Annotated in this window: 15 protein-coding genes; 6 read left to right on the forward strand and 9 right to left on the reverse strand. The window is 40.4% G+C overall.

What is annotated here, in order from left to right; translation table 11 throughout:
* Positions 1–1,100: 1,100 nt before the first annotated feature.
* Entirely contained in the window at positions 1,101–1,304 is a 204-nt protein-coding gene (locus G561_RS0108395; RefSeq protein ID WP_028859146.1) for a CsbD family protein, read from the forward strand.
* Between the two features lie 717 nt (positions 1,305–2,021).
* Here the strand turns inward: G561_RS0108395 and G561_RS0108400 are convergent.
* Positions 2,022–4,229 (reverse strand): carboxy terminal-processing peptidase, encoded by a 2,208-nt coding sequence (locus G561_RS0108400; protein WP_028859147.1) that lies wholly within the window; start codon positions 4,227–4,229, stop codon positions 2,022–2,024.
* A gap of 254 nt (positions 4,230–4,483) precedes the next feature.
* Between G561_RS0108400 and nagZ the strand changes: the two genes are divergently transcribed.
* A complete protein-coding gene (gene nagZ, locus G561_RS0108405) occupies positions 4,484–5,551 on the forward strand; it encodes a beta-N-acetylhexosaminidase (RefSeq protein ID WP_028859148.1) in 1,068 nt (355 codons plus the stop codon).
* A 149-nt stretch (positions 5,552–5,700) separates the two neighbouring features.
* On the opposite strand, the gene G561_RS0108410 is transcribed toward nagZ, so the two are convergent.
* Positions 5,701–7,308, reverse strand: coding sequence for an OmpA family protein (locus tag G561_RS0108410; protein WP_028859149.1), 1,608 nt, complete (start codon positions 7,306–7,308; stop codon positions 5,701–5,703).
* A gap of 400 nt (positions 7,309–7,708) precedes the next feature.
* On the opposite strand from G561_RS0108410, the gene G561_RS0108415 reads away from it, so the two are divergent.
* Complete coding sequence (locus G561_RS0108415) at positions 7,709–8,329, forward strand: rhomboid family intramembrane serine protease (RefSeq protein ID WP_028859150.1); 621 nt, start codon at positions 7,709–7,711, stop codon at positions 8,327–8,329.
* 125 nt (positions 8,330–8,454) lie between these two features.
* Here G561_RS0108415 and hemA read toward each other — a convergent pair whose 3' ends face one another.
* On the reverse strand, positions 8,455–9,816 hold the full coding sequence (gene hemA / locus G561_RS0108420) for a glutamyl-tRNA reductase (RefSeq protein ID WP_028859151.1): 1,362 nt from the start codon (positions 9,814–9,816) through the stop codon (positions 8,455–8,457).
* 375 nt (positions 9,817–10,191) lie between these two features.
* Between hemA and G561_RS0108425 the strand changes: the two genes are divergently transcribed.
* Positions 10,192–11,109: a DUF72 domain-containing protein gene (locus tag G561_RS0108425; RefSeq protein WP_037032051.1), complete on the forward strand. Its 918-nt coding sequence runs from the start codon at positions 10,192–10,194 to the stop codon at positions 11,107–11,109.
* Positions 11,110–11,340: 231 nt separating this feature from the next.
* On the opposite strand, the gene G561_RS0108430 is transcribed toward G561_RS0108425, so the two are convergent.
* From G561_RS0108430 to G561_RS0108455, 6 genes are all read right to left on the reverse strand, one after another.
* Positions 11,341–11,622, reverse strand: coding sequence for a hypothetical protein (locus G561_RS0108430; protein ID WP_028859153.1), 282 nt, complete (start codon positions 11,620–11,622; stop codon positions 11,341–11,343).
* 60 nt (positions 11,623–11,682) lie between these two features.
* Positions 11,683–12,852 (reverse strand): Na/Pi symporter, encoded by a 1,170-nt coding sequence (locus G561_RS0108435; protein ID WP_028859154.1) that lies wholly within the window; start codon positions 12,850–12,852, stop codon positions 11,683–11,685.
* Positions 12,853–13,061: 209 nt separating this feature from the next.
* Entirely contained in the window at positions 13,062–13,535 is a 474-nt protein-coding gene (locus G561_RS0108440; RefSeq protein WP_172462158.1) for a hypothetical protein, read from the reverse strand.
* A gap of 63 nt (positions 13,536–13,598) precedes the next feature.
* Positions 13,599–14,087 carry a superoxide dismutase, Ni gene (sodN, locus tag G561_RS0108445; protein WP_028859156.1) on the reverse strand — a complete coding sequence of 163 codons (489 nt, stop codon included), beginning with the start codon at positions 14,085–14,087 and terminating at the stop codon, positions 13,599–13,601.
* 82 nt (positions 14,088–14,169) lie between these two features.
* Positions 14,170–14,430, reverse strand: a complete 261-nt coding sequence (locus tag G561_RS0108450) for a hypothetical protein (protein WP_051584468.1) — start codon at positions 14,428–14,430, stop codon at positions 14,170–14,172.
* 268 nt (positions 14,431–14,698) lie between these two features.
* On the reverse strand, positions 14,699–15,328 hold the full coding sequence (locus G561_RS0108455; protein ID WP_028859158.1) for a superoxide dismutase: 630 nt from the start codon (positions 15,326–15,328) through the stop codon (positions 14,699–14,701).
* A gap of 638 nt (positions 15,329–15,966) precedes the next feature.
* On the opposite strand from G561_RS0108455, the gene rdgB reads away from it, so the two are divergent.
* Both rdgB and tig read left to right on the forward strand, forming a co-directional pair.
* Complete coding sequence (rdgB, locus tag G561_RS0108460) at positions 15,967–16,605, forward strand: RdgB/HAM1 family non-canonical purine NTP pyrophosphatase (RefSeq protein ID WP_028859159.1); 639 nt, start codon at positions 15,967–15,969, stop codon at positions 16,603–16,605.
* A gap of 487 nt (positions 16,606–17,092) precedes the next feature.
* Positions 17,093–18,430: a trigger factor gene (gene tig / locus G561_RS0108465; protein WP_028859160.1), complete on the forward strand. Its 1,338-nt coding sequence runs from the start codon at positions 17,093–17,095 to the stop codon at positions 18,428–18,430.
* The last annotated feature ends 428 nt before the right edge of the window (positions 18,431–18,858 follow it).

Here is an 18,858-nt window from a genome sequence, read left to right on the forward strand (position 1 = left end):
TGCCAGCTTGTTTGAACAATTTAACAATCCTAGGCATCCATGTTTGCTCAAACAAACAAAGCCGCATAACTCACGTTATGCGGCTTTCGATTTGCGTCATCCTAACTATAATATTAACCACCCCATCCCTGAATAGTTAATACTAGCGAGCATCCTGCTCTGTTCTCACCCTCGGTCACTGTAATAATTACAGTCAGTCCAAGTTATGTGTCCCTACTTCAATATGGCTCTATATCATCCTAGATATGTTGCTCATACTTGCTAACTTAATAGCTGCTTATCCCTATAACGGAAGTTATCATTGTAACCAATTAAACCACTCATTCCTTTGAGTCATCATCCTTAATGCCGTACAGCTATAATCTCAAATTACCCAATCTAATGTAAGTGGTAATAGCGTCAGTTGCTGTAAGCATATGCTTACAAAGCTATTTATCGCTCAACGGCCAGAGACAACAAAGCCGCATAACGTTTATTATGCGGCTTTGTTATTGTCATCCTGACAGTCTATTATTTCCTACCCCATCCTAGAATAGATAATAATATGAGCGTCCTGCTCTGGGTGTACTTATCACTTTAAACCAAACTTCACATCCTATGAATGCTTAGCTAAAGTGTGTGTCCTTACTATAGATCCTGATATAAGAGTTACCCTCTTTATCCTGATTCATCATCCTTGATTCAGTAAAGCTATGTTCTCAAATTAATGAAGCCAATGTAAGACGTAATAGCGTCAAGGTATGTAAGCATATGCTTACAAACGTTATTCTATAGCCTATTAACAATCAACAGCTAAAGCTTAAAGATGAGGTGCAAAAGATCCGAATAAGCCATTAACTAAGCCCAATCATAGCTTATGTTTACTGAAGTTAAATTTCACTAACAATAACAACACAACTCCCCTCATAACTGCTAAAAGTTACTACACAACTTAGGTAAATAAAGCGCATACTAATTCTTGGTTGGTGAAAGAGCTATGGCGCTTAAAAGCAAAGCAGTTAACAGTTAATTAGCTGGAAACTTAGTAAATAGCCAACCAAGTCCGTATTGTGAACTAAAAAAATTAATAATTTCTTATAATATAAAAAAGGAGTAGTGCCATGAATAAGGATACTTTTAAAGGTGAATGGAACCAATTAAAAGGCAAAATAAAACAAGAGTGGGCTGAGCTTACTGATGACGATTTAACGCATGCAGAAGGCAGCGTTGATAAACTGGTAGGCAAGATTCAAGAACGTTACGGCCATACTAAAGACAAAGTGGAACAACAAGTGCGAGAATGGCGTACCAAGCATGATGTTTAATTCAGGCATCTAAAGGTAAAGGCCCATTTATTTGAATCTGAAACAAAATGATCAAAACAATAAAGCCGCATAACTCCTGTTATGCGGCTTTTATTGTTGTCATCCTGACACCTTATTGCCTTCTACCCCATCCTAGAATAGTCGACTATAGCGAGCATCCTGCTCTAAAGTACCTTTCCCTTTGATCTTAAATATCACATCCTGTCATACTAAAACAAAGGGGATGTTTCCTTACTAACCCTATGACTCCGTATCAGCCTAGATACTATTTAGCTTAAATACTTTAACTAAAGCACTTTAACTTATGTACTCACTAAATTAAGTACTCGCTAAAAAGTTCATAGGTGGCTATTATCAAATTTAAAACCTTTAAACTCTATTAACAGCCGCTCATCCTTAACCCGGTATCTTTATTCGTTGTTTTGGGGCTTATAACCTAAGTTATAACCTTAGACCAATCAAATAAAGCACTCAATCCTTTGAGTCATCATCCTTGATGCCGTGAAGCTATAATCTCAAATTGATGGCCCCCATGTAAGTCGCCAAAGCGTCATGTGTTGTAAGCATATGCTTACACATCCTTTTTCTTAGTCCGCTCCCCTACTTTCGGTCCAAAAAATGGTTCAAAAAAACCTTTACACCCCTTGAGGCATAAAGGTTTTCAAAAAACACAACTCTATAACTAACTTGCTTGCAGTCTTAAAAACTTTATTAAAACTATTTAGAATCCTCTAACTGCTGAAACTTTTGTAGCTTATTGGCCTCTAACATAATTTTAGCGGCCTCGATAACATACACTTCATCTTCTGGCAGTTTGGGACGCTCATCATTCTTTAAGCGACTACGCTCTTCAAACATTGACTCAACAGCGGCTTGATACTGTGTCCAAGTATCGTAAGGCTTGAGGCCGGTAGCTATACGGCGTGCGTTCTCAGCGTCCAAAGTTTTTTGCTCAATTTGTTTTTGACGAGCACGACGCTCATTAATATTAAGTTTCACCGCTTTTTTATCGTCATCCATATTACGCACTTTATTTAAAGTGTCTAAATACACAAATTGCGGGTTGGTGGTTTGACGAATCTTAGACTGCTGGTTAAGTGTGGCTAAGGTTTTGCTGCTAAACTTACCTTCTGGCTTATAAGGAGAAGTCTTAATGGTATCCCAAGCCATAGCGTTCTTTTGATCACGCTCACTAAATTCTGCGCCTTCATAGATGTTAATTAAAGGAATGTCAGGAACGACCCCTTTGTTTTGGGTACTACCACCGGTGACGCGATAGAATTTACGCTGAGTTAAAGTGGCAGAGCCTAGCGCCAAACTGTCTAATTGAATCTGCGCCGAGCCTTTACCGGTAGTAGTACTACCCACTACTAAGCCGCGACCATAGTCTTGAATGGCGGCGGCAAAAATCTCAGAAGCAGAGGCTGAAGCCATATTGGTAATCACTACCATGTCTCCAGAATACAGCTGCTTACCACCATCTTCATCTTGATAAACCTGGACATTACCCCGGTTATCACGAATTTGGACCAAAGGCCCTTCTTTAATAAATAACCCTAACATCTTCGCCACTTCATCAAGCGAACCACCTGGGTTATTACGTAGGTCAACCACTAAGCCATCGATATTTTTCTCATTAAGCTTCTTTAGCTCGTTTTGAGTGTCGATGCTAACACTACGATAGTTTTGGCCACTGCGGCGGGCTTGGTAGTTTAAGTAAAAACTTGGAATCTCCAATACCCCAATGCGCTTCTCTTGATTGCTACCATCAGGCTTAACGGTAATTACACGGTGCGTAACCCCTGCATCATCTTGTTCGATAACATCACGAGTCAACACAATAGTACGCGCAGCGGCATCTGGACTATTGGGCTGCTTCACTTTTACAGTGACATCAGTGCCCCGCTTCCCTCGAATTAACGCCACCACTTCACGAGTCGACCAGCCCACCACATCTTGCAGGTTTTCTCCATCTTTAGCCACAGCCATGATTAAGTCATTGGGCTGTACTTTGCCAGATTTAGCCGCTGGACCCCCTTCTACCAAAGTTACTATTTGGGTATAGTCTGGATTTTTGCGATAAGGACGAATAGTGACGCCGATGCCTTCTAACTGCAGATTTGACTGTACTTGCATCTCAACAGATTGCACAGGAGCATAATAGTTACTGTGTGGGTCATAAGTCAGCATCGCAGTATTTAGTACTGACTCCATAATCTCATCGCTTTTAATACGTTGTAACTGTTCTTGCTGGCGATGTAAGCGGCTTAACAATACCTCTCTAGGATTTCTGTCCTCTCCTAAGATTAGATCATTACCCTTGGTTAATTCTGGATATTTGGTATATAACTCATCGCGAGCTTTGTCTTCTTCTTGACCTAACGTTAGGTTAATAATTTGCAACGTAAGTTGACGTTCCCAGTATTTTCTCTGTTCGTCAGCCGTAGTAAATCGAGGCTCTTTTTCTCTATCTAATATCACAGAGTCGTTGCGGTTCAGATTAACTTTTTTACTCAAGAACTTATCGGCAAAATTATAATATTCATCTGAACGCTGGATATAACGGTTAAAGATATCTTGCGTGGCCGTCAAATCACCCTTCTTTAGTCTGTCCGCAAAAGAGGCGCCATATTTTTTGGTCAATTCATCAATATCTGACTGTAAAAATAAAGTATGATTTGGGTCTAAGCGATCAAAGTACATCTCTAATACTTGCATACCCATTTCTGAATCAAAACGCTTATTAGAATAATGCGCCCTATCTAATAGAGCTGCCACTTGCCTTGTAGTCAATTTTTGTTCTGGAGTGGCAACAAAAGCAGCCTTGTCTGATGCCATTGCCGTAGTGTAGCTTTGTGAAAAAACTATTCCGGCTACACCAATAGCGGCGGCACTTAACACCAGCTGTGTTGGTTGAAATCTCATAAATTATTCTCGCTCATTATTTTTGATATGGACATAATGACTTGATATTAGCACAACAATCAGTCCTTGACTGTCTAAAACTGTATAAGCATTCTTACCTAATTTTACATTTAGACTGAAACTATTTTAATAAGCTGACTGTAAATTACCAATAATAAGACAAACCATAGTGAGCTTAGGTATTGGTATTGCTGACATTTACTGTAATAATACCTCATTCATTTTTAGTGTAATAAATTCCAAGGGGAACCTTTATGTACGGACCTTTAATGATAGATGTAGCCGGCACTGAGCTTACAGCAGAAGATCGCTCAGTATTAAGTCGTGCAGAGGTTGGTGGCATAATTTTATTTGCCCGTAACGTTGACACCCCCGAGCAAGTACGCCAACTATGTGATGAGATTCATCAACTAAAACCACAGATCCTCATTGGGGTTGACCAAGAAGGTGGCCGCGTGGCCAGATTGCGTAAAGGATTTACTCCCCTACCGGCGATGGGAAGACTGGGGGATTTGTTCGATACCGATCCCTGCCGTGCCTTATCCCTAGCCTATGATTGTGGCTATTTAATGGCGACTGAAGTTATGGCGGTGGGCATCGATGTTAGCTTTGCCCCAGTACTCGATATAAATGGGGTCAGCCAAGTAATTGGGGATAGAAGCTTTCATGCCAATACCCAAGCCATTGTGGCGCTATCTATGCAGTTTATGCAAGGTATGAAGACAGCAGGCATGGCCACCACAGGCAAGCACTTCCCAGGTCATGGCTCTATTGCTCCAGACTCGCATGTGGCTGATGCCATCGATGAGCGTAGTTTTGAAGAGATTAAGCAGACTGATCTACAACCCTTTATTCAGTGCCAACCTTGGCTAGATGCGGTTATGCCCGCCCATGTAATCTTCAGCCAGGTGGACAATAAGCCTGCCGGATTCTCTAAGATTTGGCTACAAGACATTGCCCGTCAGCAGTTAGGCTTCAAAGGCGTGTTGTTCTCTGATGACTTATCCATGAAAGCAGCTCATACTGCTGGTGATATCGGTGCTCGAGTGACTGCTGCGATAACAGCCGGCTGTGATATGGCATTAGTATGTAATGATCGGGAGGCTGCCATAAAGGCAATTGAAACCGCCTCTAAACTGCCTACTCCCAACCAACAACGCCTGCAAGCCATGTGTAGCCAGATACCGCAGTGGCAAGGTAGCTTAGAGGCCACTTGCGCCCAATTCGACTACTGGGCTACTGCTAAGCGAAATGTAGTTGAAGCTTTTTTTGCTGAGCAGCAAAGCATTAATCAAGAAAAAGACCCTACTAATTATTGTTAATGAAATGTCTAACATAGAGACATTAAACATAAAGATCTTATACGAAAAAAGACCGCCCTTCGAGGACGGTCTTCTTTTGACTAAGCACTTAGCTTAATTAGATATTTAATTAATAGAGGTCATCAATGACTCTATGAATTAACTGCCAATTATTGAGCTTCAGCTTCTTTAGCCATTTCTACATCAGTCGTTTCTGCTACGTTCGCTGCATCTTGAGTCACTTCAATTTCTTGAGTACCCATTGCAGTTTCATCATATACTGTAAACTCGATACGACGGTTACGGAACTTACCATTTTCCGTTTCGTTGGTAGCGATAGGATCAGTTTCACCCATACCTTTAGTCATTAGTTTAGAAGCATCAGCACCTTTAGATACTAAGTAAGCTTTTACTGCTTCGGCACGGCGTTGAGACAATTCTTTGTTGTAAGCATCATCACCATCACTATCAGTATGACCTAGGATCATTAGCTCCATTTCTGGAACGTTTTTCATAACTTCTACTGCACGATCTAGTACTGCTTTGTTAACTTCTGGAATATCAGCTTTATCTACTTCAAAGTTGATAACTTGTAAGCTTAAAGCACGTGCAACATCATTAGGATTTGGATTATCACCTAATTTATTCATTGCTGCAGTTGAATCGGCAATACTTTGCTCAATCTCAGCATCTAAATCTAGAGGACCGGCTGCAATAACGTTAAGCTCAGGAGCGGCTGCTTTAATATCCGCTACCAACTTATCAAGCTGAGCTTGGTCTGGCGCATCAATACGTACGTCATTGCCTTCAATGATTACGTTAGCATTAGGCGTATTTTTAACCAGTGGTAAGATAGCACCTAAATGAGCTGCTGCAGGCATATCAGTAGCAACGTTGCTGTAAACTTCAGCACGACAGTCATCAGCCTCAGCACCGAATACATCTTTTACTGCAGTGGTAACTGTATTACCTAGGTCTTGGTTACCAGCAGTGATACGACAAGCAAATAACTCATTACCTGAACCTGTTGCTAGGGTTAACACTGCAGGGTCAAGCTCAGTATTACCGGTCACAGCAGTTTCAGCTGGCTGCTCCATGGTTTGCTCTGGTGTGGCTACTGGAGCCGGATCTTTTTGGCAGCCTTTTAATAGCGCCCAAGCTAGAGCAGCTAAGATAATTAAACCAATAATAGGCAATAATGCCTTCAAGAAACCACCACTTTCTTTTTCTTCACGCTGTAAAGGAGCGGTACTGGTAGTGTCTGAAATACGATGACCTGCAGTATTAGCGTGAGCCGCAGCATTAGGAGTTGTATTGGTATTTGCCACATGAGCTGCTCCGGCAGCACCTGCACCTAACAGACCTGCTGGTAACACAGCAGTAGCCCAAGTTGGAATATGGTCACGGAACGAATTTAAGTTCTCACGTAAGAACTGAGGAATCGGCGTACTGCCTGCTAAGCTCTTGATTTCATTAAAAGCTAGAGGAGCAGCAGAAGCCAATAGACCTTTTACAGAAATGACCTCGACATTGTTATGAGCAGCTAACTCATTGGCAATCTCTGTCTTTTGGGCTTCATCGGTCCATAAACGATCAAATAGACCTAGGTCTTCACGATTAATCTCTTGGGTGCCAAGACGATTAAAACTATCGTTATCCGCAAGTTTTGCGGCAAACAAAGCATAGAACTGTTTTAATAAGCTTTCATTTTGAGGGCTATGATTGTCCCCTAAAACAGCAGGGGTAACGGTACGGGCTAAATGACCAATGATATCCATTGAATACTCTCCTAAATAGTGAAAAAATGCTTGGTAAATTTAAAATAAATAATTCCTCTTACTCATCAAGTTTTAGTTTTTTAAATTAACATTTTGAATGATGAATACGACTAAGTCGTCGAGGTTTGATACAAGTTAAGCTTTTTTATTTACCAAACTTGTGTATTACAATACAGTATCCCTCACAATAGTACGTTATATTCAAGTAAATTCTCAGTTAAGGCTTGTTACAGAGTTGTGATTTGGTCACAAACTGATAAAACATTTACCTATAATTTAGTCATATTAATGGGGTAATTATTACATAGGATAGCTAAAAGCTAAGCGATCTATTGTAAAGCTACTTAGTTGCATTAACCTAGCTATCAAGTCTTTTATACCCCATCTTTAAGGATACACTTTGAACAGTTTATTAAGCAGTCATACCACTTTAATTATTATTATCACCGTCATTATCAGTCTCTTAGCCTGGCAAAAAGACGAACTCATGGACAAGCTTATTTTTTATCCCCCTGCGGTGAATAAGGGCGAGTGGTATCGCTTTATTACCCACGGCTTCGTCCATGCTGACGGCACTCACTTGCTATTCAATATGTTCACCCTATATTTCTTTGGCCGAGTAGTCGAAAGGTTTTTTAATCAGTTTTTGGGTGGCTTTGGATTTTTGGCTGTGTATTTGGTGGCCATTATCGTGGCAATGATTCCCAGTTATTTACAACATAAGAATGACCCTCGTTATCGTAGCCTAGGAGCATCTGGTGGGGTTTCAGCCATCTTGTTCTCATTTATATTAATGGCACCTTGGAGTATGTTATATCTATTTGGGATACTGCCTATCCCAGCTATCGTCTTTGCTATTGCCTATGTCGCCTATAGCATTCACGCTAATAATAAAGGCAACTCAAATATCAACCATATGGCCCATCTGTGGGGAGGTGGATTTGGAGTATTAGCAACTATCTTATTATCCCCAAATGTATTGCCCCACTTTTTATCTGCCTTAATGCACCCCTCGTTTTAATAAAAGCTTTTAATAACGATTTTTAATAACAGCTTTTAATAAAAAAAGGAGCGCTTCAAGCACTCCTTTTTTTATTTCTCGCATCAACTATTTTTGCATCCACTAGGCCATCTCATATTGGACCGCTATTTTTTGCGATAGGCATCTTTGAGTCCAGCTATGATCACATCTAACATCTCCGAGTTCCCATCATGGGCCACACGGCGCATTAAAGAGGAAGGAGCATGCGAGAGGGTTTGCGTTAAGCGTCGCGTCAACTCAATCATCATCTCCTCAGGACTACTGTCTGTGGTCTTCAATTGATGCAGCATGTCTTGTAATACTGCATTGGCTTTTTGTTGGCTAGTATTGCGATAATCGTAGATATCTTGTCCCACTTTACGCACTTGGAAACGGCGCTCAATTTCAACCACTAAATGACTGACCAAAAGCTCGGCTTCAACCGCAGCTTGACGACGCTTTTCTAGATTGCCGGCGATAACGTGTTGCAGGTCATCAACTGAATACAAATATACATCATCCAGTTTGCCTACATTAGAATCAATGTCTCTCGGCACCGCCAAATCCACCATTAGCATTGGCTTATAACGACGTTTTTTCAGGGCTCGGTGGGTCATGTTCTTATCAATAAGCATGTCCATGCTACCACTACAGCTACTGACTATATCGGCTTGGTACAATAAATTATCCAGCTCACTTAAAGCGTGTACTTCAATCTTCAAACCAGGACGTTGTAGCTCTTCTGCCAGTGCCTGAGCTCTTTGCGGGGTACGGTTACAAATCAGAATTTTTTTTACGCCTAACGCAGCAATGTGCTGAGCCACTAAGCGGTTCATCTCACCCGCTGCTACCAACAAAAAAGTAGCCTCTTGCGGTTTATCAAAGATTTGGGTCACAAGCTTTGAGGCAGCATACCCTAATGAGATGGCCTGTGTACCGACGTCTGTCTCATTACGCACTCTTTTTGCCCCAGCAAATATTTGCTCGATAACCCAGTTTAATTGATTGGTCAAATAGCCATACTCTTTGGCATCTGCCACTGAGCGTTTTATTTGACCAAAAATCTGCGGCTCACCCAATATCATAGAGTCAAGTCCAGCCGCTACCCTTAGTAAGTGGGTTAATGCTTGGCCATCAATATAGTCATATAAATAAGGACGCACTTGCTCAACTGGCAAGCTCTTAAAGTTGGCCAACCATTGAATAAGTTGTTCGGTTAGCTCAGCAGTAGTAATAGGCTCAATTGGTGGTTTTTCTGAATCGGCGGTCGAAGAGTCTGCACTGGGAACCTGATCTACTAATGCTTGGGTATTGGGCGCTAAAGCATAAATTTCAGTGCGATTACAAGTCGATATAATGAGGCTGCCTGCGGTTAAAGATTGCAGTTGTGCTTGCGCCACCTGTATGTCGCCGCCCACAAATGCTAACCGTTCACGCAGCGCGACGGGGGCAGTTTTATGGTTCACACCGATGACTACGAGATTCATGTAAAATCTACCAACTAATTTGAGGTTAAACTGCTAATATTAAGTACTTATAAAAAGTACCGCTATAAAAATGACTCACTACAGCTTATAGATAAGGGCTTATTGGTCTTTATCAATAGTAAGCATGGCTGAGCCTGTAAACGACTGGGCTTACAGGAAGGTTTGTAATATAAGAAAATACCACTGAAGATATAAACAGAGAATTATAGCATTGAATGCCAATACATTCACGAATGCTATACTTTTATAGCTTTAGAGCTTAAATAGCTTGTTAGTTTTAGTGGCTTTAGAGATTAAGGTTACCGATACGGAGTCTATAGGGCCAATCTAGGCCAACATTTGACAGCAGATACATATTGGCTTAGCTTATCGCTTATGATTACCCCTACCCCAAAGGCTTCAACTGCACCTACCCCTACTGTTTATCTCGGTACTGGGGGCTATAGCGATAGCGACATGCTCGGAACGCTATACCCGATTGGTACCAAAAAAACAGACTTTTTGGCCGAGTACGCTAAGCACTATGGCGCAGTTGAGATTAATAGCAGCTTTTATGCCCCTCTTGGGCATAAGGCATATGAAGGCATGCTTAGAAAATCTGATGGTAAGGTCAAATTTGCCATCAAGCTGCACCAAGACTTTAGCCATACCTTAAAGGCCACTGCAGAGCATGCTATTGCCTTTATACAAGCTCTACAGCCGTTGATTGAGACAGACAGACTAGCACCGCTACTGATTCAGTTCCCACATGGCTTCGATAGAACTAAGGCCCATCGCCTTTATCTAGCCAAACTTGCTGACTGGTTCAGCGACTATCCACTGGCTATTGAGTTTCGACACGCCAGCTGGCATATCCCTCAAGTAGAGCACAGCTTCCAGCAGTTTGGGCTTATATGGTGCAGCGTTGACTATCCACAAGTCAATGGCCTACCTAATTCGCGGTTACTATTTACTCAAGGCACGGGCCAAAATGCCCATCAAAATAGCAGCAGTCAAAATAGCGATAGTCAAAGTAATAGTCAGACCAAAAGTTTGGCACAGCAGACACGCACTGGCTATCTACGAATGCATGGCAACAATCTAAATTGGTGGGATGCTCTGTCCGCAAGCGAGCGTCATGACTACCGCTACACACCTCAAGAAATGCAAGGCTGGGCCCAAGCCATTGCCAATCAGCGCCAGCACTTCGATGAGCTTTATGTGTTTTTTCAAAATACAACTAAGGCCCATGCTTATTACAATATTGCGATGTTAAGACAATCATTGATAGATTTGGGCTTTCAAGTTTTATAAATCTTTGACTCCTTTTGTATTTATATTCTTTGAAGTAAAAAACACTTAAAAAAACCCCGAATCCAATAGGTTTCGGGGTTTTTATTATCTAAATTATAAACTGACTTTGCCTATTACTTAGCTCGACTGTTACTTCGCTCGACTGCCACTTAGCTCGACTGCCACTTAGCTCGTCTGCCACTTAGCTCGACTGCCATTTAGCATTTAGCATTTAGCATCTAGTGTGGAAAGCTATTTATCACTACGAAGCTCAGCCAACGCCATTGCAATAAATTTACGCAAGTTTTTAAAGCTAATATCAGCTTCTTGCATATACACATCTAGATTTTCAATTTCATGGTGCATTTTATCTTCTTGGCGACGCTTAAGCTCTCCCATTAAGGCCGATAAGGTTTCTTCTGTTTCGGTAATTAGTCTATTAATCTCTTCATTAGACTTGAGCTCAACATTGCTAGATATTTTATCTAGCGTATTAATCTGCTCAACCGTATTTTTAGGCAATCCCTCGGTCATAGCTCTCTCCTGATTTATGGTATTAATTTATGTTAATTCTATATTTTTATTGAAAAGTCGTTAGGCAGTAGCCCCTACCGCGTAAGAGATACCAACACACAATAAAGGAATCACGAAGAACACACCTAATATATATACTAAGGCATAAACTTTCTTTTCAGAAACTAATTCAGCCAACCAAGTCGCTAGTTTAATAGGTATATTACGTAGCACAGGAATACCATAAATCACGATTACACCGATGACGTTATAGGTAAGATGGATTAAAGCAATGGTGACCGCTGCTTGCATATTTCCTTCAACTGCAAAGGAAGCAATAAGGGCGGTTATACAAGTGCCTATATTTGCCCCTAGGGTAAATGGATAAATCTGCCTCAAACCAAAGGTACCTGAACCAGCAAGGGGCACCATCAATGAAGTGGTAGTAGAAGAGGATTGCACCAACACGGTAATGACTGTACCAGAGGCGATGCCACTGATTGGACCACGGCCCACAGTGGTATGCATAATATCTTTTGCTTTACCAACCATAAGCTGTTTTAACAGCTTGCCAATGTAAGTGATTGAGACAAAGATTAGGGTCACCCCTAATATGGCCAGTAGAATACCTGCTAAAGGCTGATCTAGCATACCCGTTAAGCTTTTGAAGGTATTAACAACTGGCTTGGTGGCTGCTTTGACAAAGTTAAACGAACCTACCGACACCTCGGCACTTGCCGCCGATGAACTGACCAAGAAAGAGGCTAAGTAAGTGCCGATCTTCTCGAGCAAACCAAACATAATTTCAAGTGGTAAAAAGATCACCACTGACAATAAGTTGAAATAATCATGAATGGTTGCTGCTGCGAAAGCCCTTTTAAACTCTTCTTTATTAGTAATATGTCCCATCGAAACAATGGTATTGGTAATAGAAGTACCTACGTTAGCCCCCATTACCATCGGCACTGCAAGCTCAACTGGCAATCCCCCTGCTACCAAACCTACGATAATCGAAGTCACTGTAGACGAAGATTGAATCAATGCGGTTGCAACAATACCAATAATCAAACCCATAAATGGATTGGTTGCAAAAGCAAATAGCTCTTTGGCCTCTCCAGCCGTCGCTCCTTTAAATCCTGAGCCAATCATGCCCACAGCACAAATTAAGGTATACACCAAAGCTGCCACTAATAACCAACGACTAGCCACATTACCGCCTTGCTTGGGAACTGAGGATATAGTTCCTAACATAAATACTCCTATTGAGGATACTTGTTTTATAACTTACCTCTATATTGCTGCTACTTTGCAATATTGTAAGTTTTTGTCTAAAAGTTAAGGCGATTATAAAGTTGGATTGTTTCAGTTCTGTTAATATTACTAATTATCTAAACTGAATTTTAATAAAATTAAGTTTATTTTAACTATTCATTTGTGATGTTTATTGCTTATGATTTTTATTACTTGTAATTGTTATTAATGACAAACAGCACTTTTCCAATAAGGGCATCAGCATCGACCCAGCCCATATCATTTTCAGTAACACTTTGTGCGGTGTTATCTCCTTGGAGTCTAAATTGCACTAAGGTGTGCTGTTGTTTTTTATCAAAGCTCTTAAGCCGCGAAGTTTTGTATTTGTCTTTATTAGCTCCTATATTTCTATCATTGGCATCGGTACTTTGCAGCGTATTGGAAATCTGAACCACCCGTTTAACAATCAGTCCATATTGCTTATGATTTACCGCGATCACATCTCCAACCTTTAGCTGGATAGCAGTTATATTAAGACAAGCTGGCAATGGTATTGTTTTCCCAACAATCTGGGTAATAAGAAGCTTGGTAATAAATAGCTTTTGCCATAACTTATTTCGATTTAATAACCACTTTGAACGCCACACCAATACAAAAGCACCCGATTCTATGATCGGGTGCATGCTATTGCCTTTAACTTTCAAAATAGTGAATTTCATATCATTGAGTCATTACCGGCTATGTATTTAACCTAGTTGGGTATAGACAGTTTCCACTTTTGGCTCATAAGGGCATATTGCTCGATATGTTTCTACCCCTTTAGATTCCCAAAAGGTTTCGGCAAATTCATTTACTAAAGCTACTAACTCTTCAGCTTTATCGATAGCAACACTTTGTTTTACAGTCGAGCCAGCAAGCATAATGTCATGGCTTAAGCTATGAATATGAGGGTATCTTTCAATTAACTCGCCTTTAAAATAATCACCCCAAATAATACGAACTTCATGTTTGACTGATTCTGTATGTTTCTCTTTATCTGCGACCAAGCGTACAAATTTTGCCATGTCTTCACGACTGTCCGTTAATCCAGCGATTTGTTGGCAGTAACGCAAAACACTTAAAGCATAAATTTGAGCGGACGTGGGGTCATAAATACCACAAGGAATATCGCAATGGGCTGATAGTTGTGGGAATGCTCGGACATCATCCATCTTGGTTAATAGAGCATGTAACATAATAATTTCCTTATTATTGCTTGGGAATGGTCATAGCTGTTCATTGATATACCTAAAAGGCATACTCCTTAAAAGCAGCTGCCTATTTGCTCTTTTGCTTAGTGAAATACTGATAAGCAAACCAGACACAGGCAGCTGTGACAACCACAATTGACCCATAAAATAAGGCATGCATTAGCATAGAGTGATTAGCGGCATGGTCATGGCCAGGATGAGCCATTGCACTTCTTAGCATAAAAAGCATGGCAAACAAGGCGATGGCTGCTGTAGATAATCCGCTCAGGAGTCCCGGTCTTTTTGAAGTTCTTGATAGCTCTGAATTGTCTGTATTAGAGTCTGTCATAAGCCTCTTTTCCTTATTAAATATAAACGAGCAATTAGATAAACATAAGCACGACTCTTAACTGTAAAGTTGTGATTAAGAATTACTCAATTACCATAACCTGATTTATATTAATTGTAAATAATAATCATTCATATTTATTAAATTGTAAATTTATTATTTTTTACTCATAAGCAGCGGATTGACCAAAATTCGGCACAAAAAAAAGGATACCCGAAGGTATCCTCTTTACTTTAAGTCAAAGACTTAAATATTGGAGTGAAGTTAATTACTCTTCAACACCAGCGTCTTGACCTTTGTACTTAGCGTTTGCGTAGTCCCAGTTTACTAACTTGTCTAGGAAAGTATCTACATAGTCAGGACGACGGTTACGGTAATCAATGTAGTAAGCGTGTTCCCAAACGTCACAAGTTAGAACGGCTACTTTACCATGTGCTAGTGGAGTGTCAGCGTTTGCAGTTTTCATGATAGATAGTTTGCCACCTACAGAATCTGCTACTAACCACGCCCAACCTGAACCGAACTGTGAAGTAGCTGCATTTTTGAACTCTTCACGGAACTTGTCATATGACCCAAAATCTTCTTCGATTTTTGCTTTAAGGTCACCAGTAGGTTCGCCGCCACCATTGTCTGGTGTCATGCAGTTCCAGTAGAATGTATGGTTCCAAACTTGAGCTGCTTGGTTGAACATACCTTGTTTGCTGTCATCTTTAGCAGTTGCTGTGATGATCTCGTCTAATTTTTTACCTTCTAGACCAGAACCTGGTAACAGTTCATTTAGCTTATTGACATAAGCAGCATGGTGCTTATCATGGTGGAATTCTAGAGTTTCTGCACTGATATGTGGTTCAAGTGCATCTTTTGCATAAGGAAGATCTGGTAGAGTTATATTTGACATATTATTTTATCCTTTGGCTATGTTAACCCGGCTCTAAGCTGCTTTACTTAAATGTAAAGAGCTAGGATGCTGTTGCTAAAGAACGCATATAACATCGGGCTAAGTGGCTTATTGTTATTAAAAAAAATCCTTAATTTCGTACGGCCTTCACTCATCTTTGCTTAAACATATTTTTACTTACAATAGACAAATAAATATAGGCAAAGTTGATATCCATACCATTACGCATGCAAGCTCACTGAGCTCTATTAATCTACCTCTAGAACGCAAAACTTGCACGATTACAATCATACTCTTTACAGTTTTACGAGACAACTTACTAAATAACTTACAACAGAACCTATTAATAGTGACTAATAAAATAGCTACTTATAAAAAGCCGCTTATTAGAAGTTACTTAAAAATTAGCTCAAAGTTATTTAACTGCTATCCACAGTTAATACCCCTTTTATTAAGCTAGTATTAAATTGTGAAGTAAAGACTATAATTGCTAATTCTTGCCATATAGTATAGCAAAGACAAGCTGTTAACTCAGTTACCGAATGTTATGTCTCGTAGTTAAATTTTTAATTATTATGATTAATAAAATGAATCGTTACTATTATTATTGCCAGTTTTCTAACTAAAGGACCCTTTGTATGACTGCTACTCTTAACCCAGATTCTGTAAACCCACAGTGGGTTTTGGCCAGTAACAATAAAGGCAAATTAAATGAGTTCAAACGCTTATTTAAAGCCGCCGACCTCAATATTGATATCGTGCCTCAAGGTGAGCTTGATATTGAAGATGCCGTTGAAGATGGACTGAGCTTTATTGAGAATGCCCTTATTAAAGCCCGCCACGCCAGTCGTATTAGTGGCCTACCCGCCATTGCCGATGACTCAGGCCTTTGTGTTCCTGCTTTGGGCAATGCGCCTGGTATTTATTCAGCGCGTTATGCGGGTGAGCATGGCAATGATGCCAATAACAACGCCAAGCTCATCGCCGACCTAAAGCCCCTTCGTCAACAGCAAAACGCTCCTATTAGCGGTTATTTCGTCTGTGTTCTAGCTTTTGTGCGTCACGCTGATGACCCCTTACCTATTATTGCTCAAGGCTTATGGCAAGGTGAAATTCTGGAGGCACCTCAAGGGGAGAATGGCTTTGGCTATGATCCCCTATTTTGGGTTCCTGATTTGCAGCTCACAGCTGCGGCCATGACTGCTGAACAAAAGAACAAAATCAGTCACCGCGGTCTAGCTATCAATAACCTGTTACAACAACTAAGCAGCCAATAAAACTCTGTAATTATAACTCTCTACATTTGAGGCGAATTACAGGGCAAACTAAAGCGTAAACTTGAGTAATTTTTACTTTATTTTTACTTTGATTGACTGATAGACTATACTGTTCTACTTTTATTATTTTATGGTAGTGGACTTTGCATTTATGACAGTTTTGCTAAGTTAGCCATTGTCGGATGCAACAACTGCCTTTATAAAGACCTAATAAAAGCTAAATAGGATGCTCTTTTATACTTAAATTTCGCCCCGCTGATATATAAAGTTATCTCATATATCTGGTAGGCGGCAATTTGGGTTGTGGGTTAGCCATCACATCTAGTTTATAGGCTTTAAGGTTGTGTTTTTTACAACCAAAAAAAACCAGTTTTAGCGTAATATTCTTGGCAATTCTCATTGATGATACCTCAAGTTTATTTATCTGATATCGCTTGAGTATTGCTTATCATTAAAATCAAACGATTAACATACAGGGTTAATAACCATGGCAAAAGACTTACAGATTACCACCACCAAGGTAAATGACAACCAAACACAACTGACAGTTAAAGTACCTGTCGAACAAATCCAAAACAAAGTGGAAAGCCGTATCCGCAGTGTAGCAAAAACTGCCAAAATTGATGGTTTCCGTAAAGGTAAAGTGCCTGTTTCACACATCCGCGCTCAGTATGGTGCTGGTATTCAACAAGAAGTTATCAACGATGTAATTCGTGACACAGTGTTTGAAGCTATTAAAGCTGAAGACGTACGTGCGGTTGGTATGCCAAACATCGATGACGTAAAACTTGAAGACGAGTTCTTAGTGTATCAAGCCACTGTTGAAGTCTTCCCAGAGATCAAAGTTGAAGGCATCAGCGATATCGAAGTAGAACGTCATACTGCCACTATCAGTGACGAAGACGTTGATACTATGATCGAAAACCTACGCAAGCAGCGCCAAGAATTTGTTGAAAAAGAAGGTGAAGCAGCTGAAGGCGATCAGGTAACTTTCGATTTTGAAGGCTCTATCGACGGTGAAAAATTTGAAGGCGGTGCAGCTGAAGACTTCAAACTTGTGCTAGGCAGCGGCCAAATGATCCCAGGTTTTGAAGACGGTATCGTTGGCATGAAAGCCGGTGATGAAAAAACCATCGACGTGACTTTCCCAGAAGAATATCAAGCTGAAAACCTAGCGGGTAAAGAAGCTCAGTTCAAAATCAACGTTAAAACCGTTGAAGAAGCCAAACTTCCTGAAATCGACGAAGAGTTCTTAGAATTATTCGGCGTAAAAGAGGGCGGCGTAGAGCAGCTTAAAGAAGACGTTCGTAAGAACATGACTCGCGAAGTTAAGAATGCAGCTCGTAACCAAGTTAAGCAAGCTACTTTTGATGCTTTACTTGAGAAAAACGAATTTGAAGTACCAAGCGCCATGGTTGATCAAGAAGTAGACCGTCAGCGTAACCTAATGATGCAGCGTTTTGCTCAGCAATTCGGTGGTAACGCAAACAGCATCGACAAAGACATGCTGCCACGTGAACTATTTGAAGAGCAAGCGATCCGTGCTGCGCGTCTTGGCGTTCTAGTATCACGCGTTATCGAAGAGAACGAGCTTAAAGTTGACCAAGATCGTGTTGAAACTTTCATCAAAGAAACGGCTGAAAACTATGAAGACCCAGCTGAAGTTATCGAATACTACACCAACGATGCTCAGCAGCGCGCTAACATCGAGTCAGTAGTTCTAGAAGACCAAGTGGTTGACTTCTTACTTGAGCAAGGCAAAGTAACTGACAAAGAAGTAGGTTACCAAGAGCTTCTAGCTTCTCAGCAACAAGGCATGATGTAATTCATTGCTTGCCTTAAAACTTATCAAATTTAATCTGTTGATTTGATTTAATAGATAATTGATTAAGTAGGTAATTGATTAAAAATGCCCTGACAATACTGTTAGGGCATTTTTGTCTAAATAGACAGTGTAAGCTTTCCTACCAAAAGCAATCTGCACTTTATACCCCTTAAAGTGGTGTATTAATCGTCTGTCATAAAGTAAGATAGCAGGGATAATGTGCGGTTAATGCTTGATTTATTGCTGAGTACCCCAAAATATAAAGAAACAACATAGGCCAATGTCGTCAGCATATAATAATGACGCCCAACTGCACCCCTATTTCACTAATTCAAAACTACTAACTATAAATTTTAAAATTGACCAATAGACAGGGATTATTTATGAACCACCCAAACACTCAACAAGATATCGAACGTATCATAAAC

Origin of the sequence: Psychrobacter phenylpyruvicus DSM 7000 = NBRC 102152, assembly GCF_000685805.1 — a bacterium.
Taxonomy (GTDB): domain Bacteria; phylum Pseudomonadota; class Gammaproteobacteria; order Pseudomonadales; family Moraxellaceae; genus Psychrobacter; species Psychrobacter phenylpyruvicus.

Bases quoted from the DNA above. Each gene is read 5' to 3' on its own strand.
- G561_RS0108395 (WP_028859146.1), top strand. From the start codon at position 1,101: ATGAATAAGGATACTTTTAAAGGTGAATGGAACCAATTAAAAGGCAAA.
- G561_RS0108400 (WP_028859147.1), bottom strand. From the start codon at position 4,229: ATGAGATTTCAACCAACACAGCTGGTGTTAAGTGCCGCCGCTATTGGT.
- nagZ (WP_028859148.1), top strand. From the start codon at position 4,484: ATGTACGGACCTTTAATGATAGATGTAGCCGGCACTGAGCTTACAGCA.
- G561_RS0108410 (WP_028859149.1), bottom strand. From the start codon at position 7,308: ATGGATATCATTGGTCATTTAGCCCGTACCGTTACCCCTGCTGTTTTA.
- hemA (WP_028859151.1), bottom strand. From the start codon at position 9,816: ATGAATCTCGTAGTCATCGGTGTGAACCATAAAACTGCCCCCGTCGCG.
- G561_RS0108425 (WP_037032051.1), top strand. From the start codon at position 10,192: ATGATTACCCCTACCCCAAAGGCTTCAACTGCACCTACCCCTACTGTT.
- G561_RS0108430 (WP_028859153.1), bottom strand. From the start codon at position 11,622: ATGACCGAGGGATTGCCTAAAAATACGGTTGAGCAGATTAATACGCTA.
- G561_RS0108435 (WP_028859154.1), bottom strand. From the start codon at position 12,852: ATGTTAGGAACTATATCCTCAGTTCCCAAGCAAGGCGGTAATGTGGCT.
- G561_RS0108440 (WP_172462158.1), bottom strand. From the start codon at position 13,535: ATGCACCCGATCATAGAATCGGGTGCTTTTGTATTGGTGTGGCGTTCA.
- sodN (WP_028859156.1), bottom strand. From the start codon at position 14,087: ATGTTACATGCTCTATTAACCAAGATGGATGATGTCCGAGCATTCCCA.
- G561_RS0108450 (WP_051584468.1), bottom strand. From the start codon at position 14,430: ATGACAGACTCTAATACAGACAATTCAGAGCTATCAAGAACTTCAAAA.
- G561_RS0108455 (WP_028859158.1), bottom strand. From the start codon at position 15,328: ATGTCAAATATAACTCTACCAGATCTTCCTTATGCAAAAGATGCACTT.
- rdgB (WP_028859159.1), top strand. From the start codon at position 15,967: ATGACTGCTACTCTTAACCCAGATTCTGTAAACCCACAGTGGGTTTTG.
- tig (WP_028859160.1), top strand. From the start codon at position 17,093: ATGGCAAAAGACTTACAGATTACCACCACCAAGGTAAATGACAACCAA.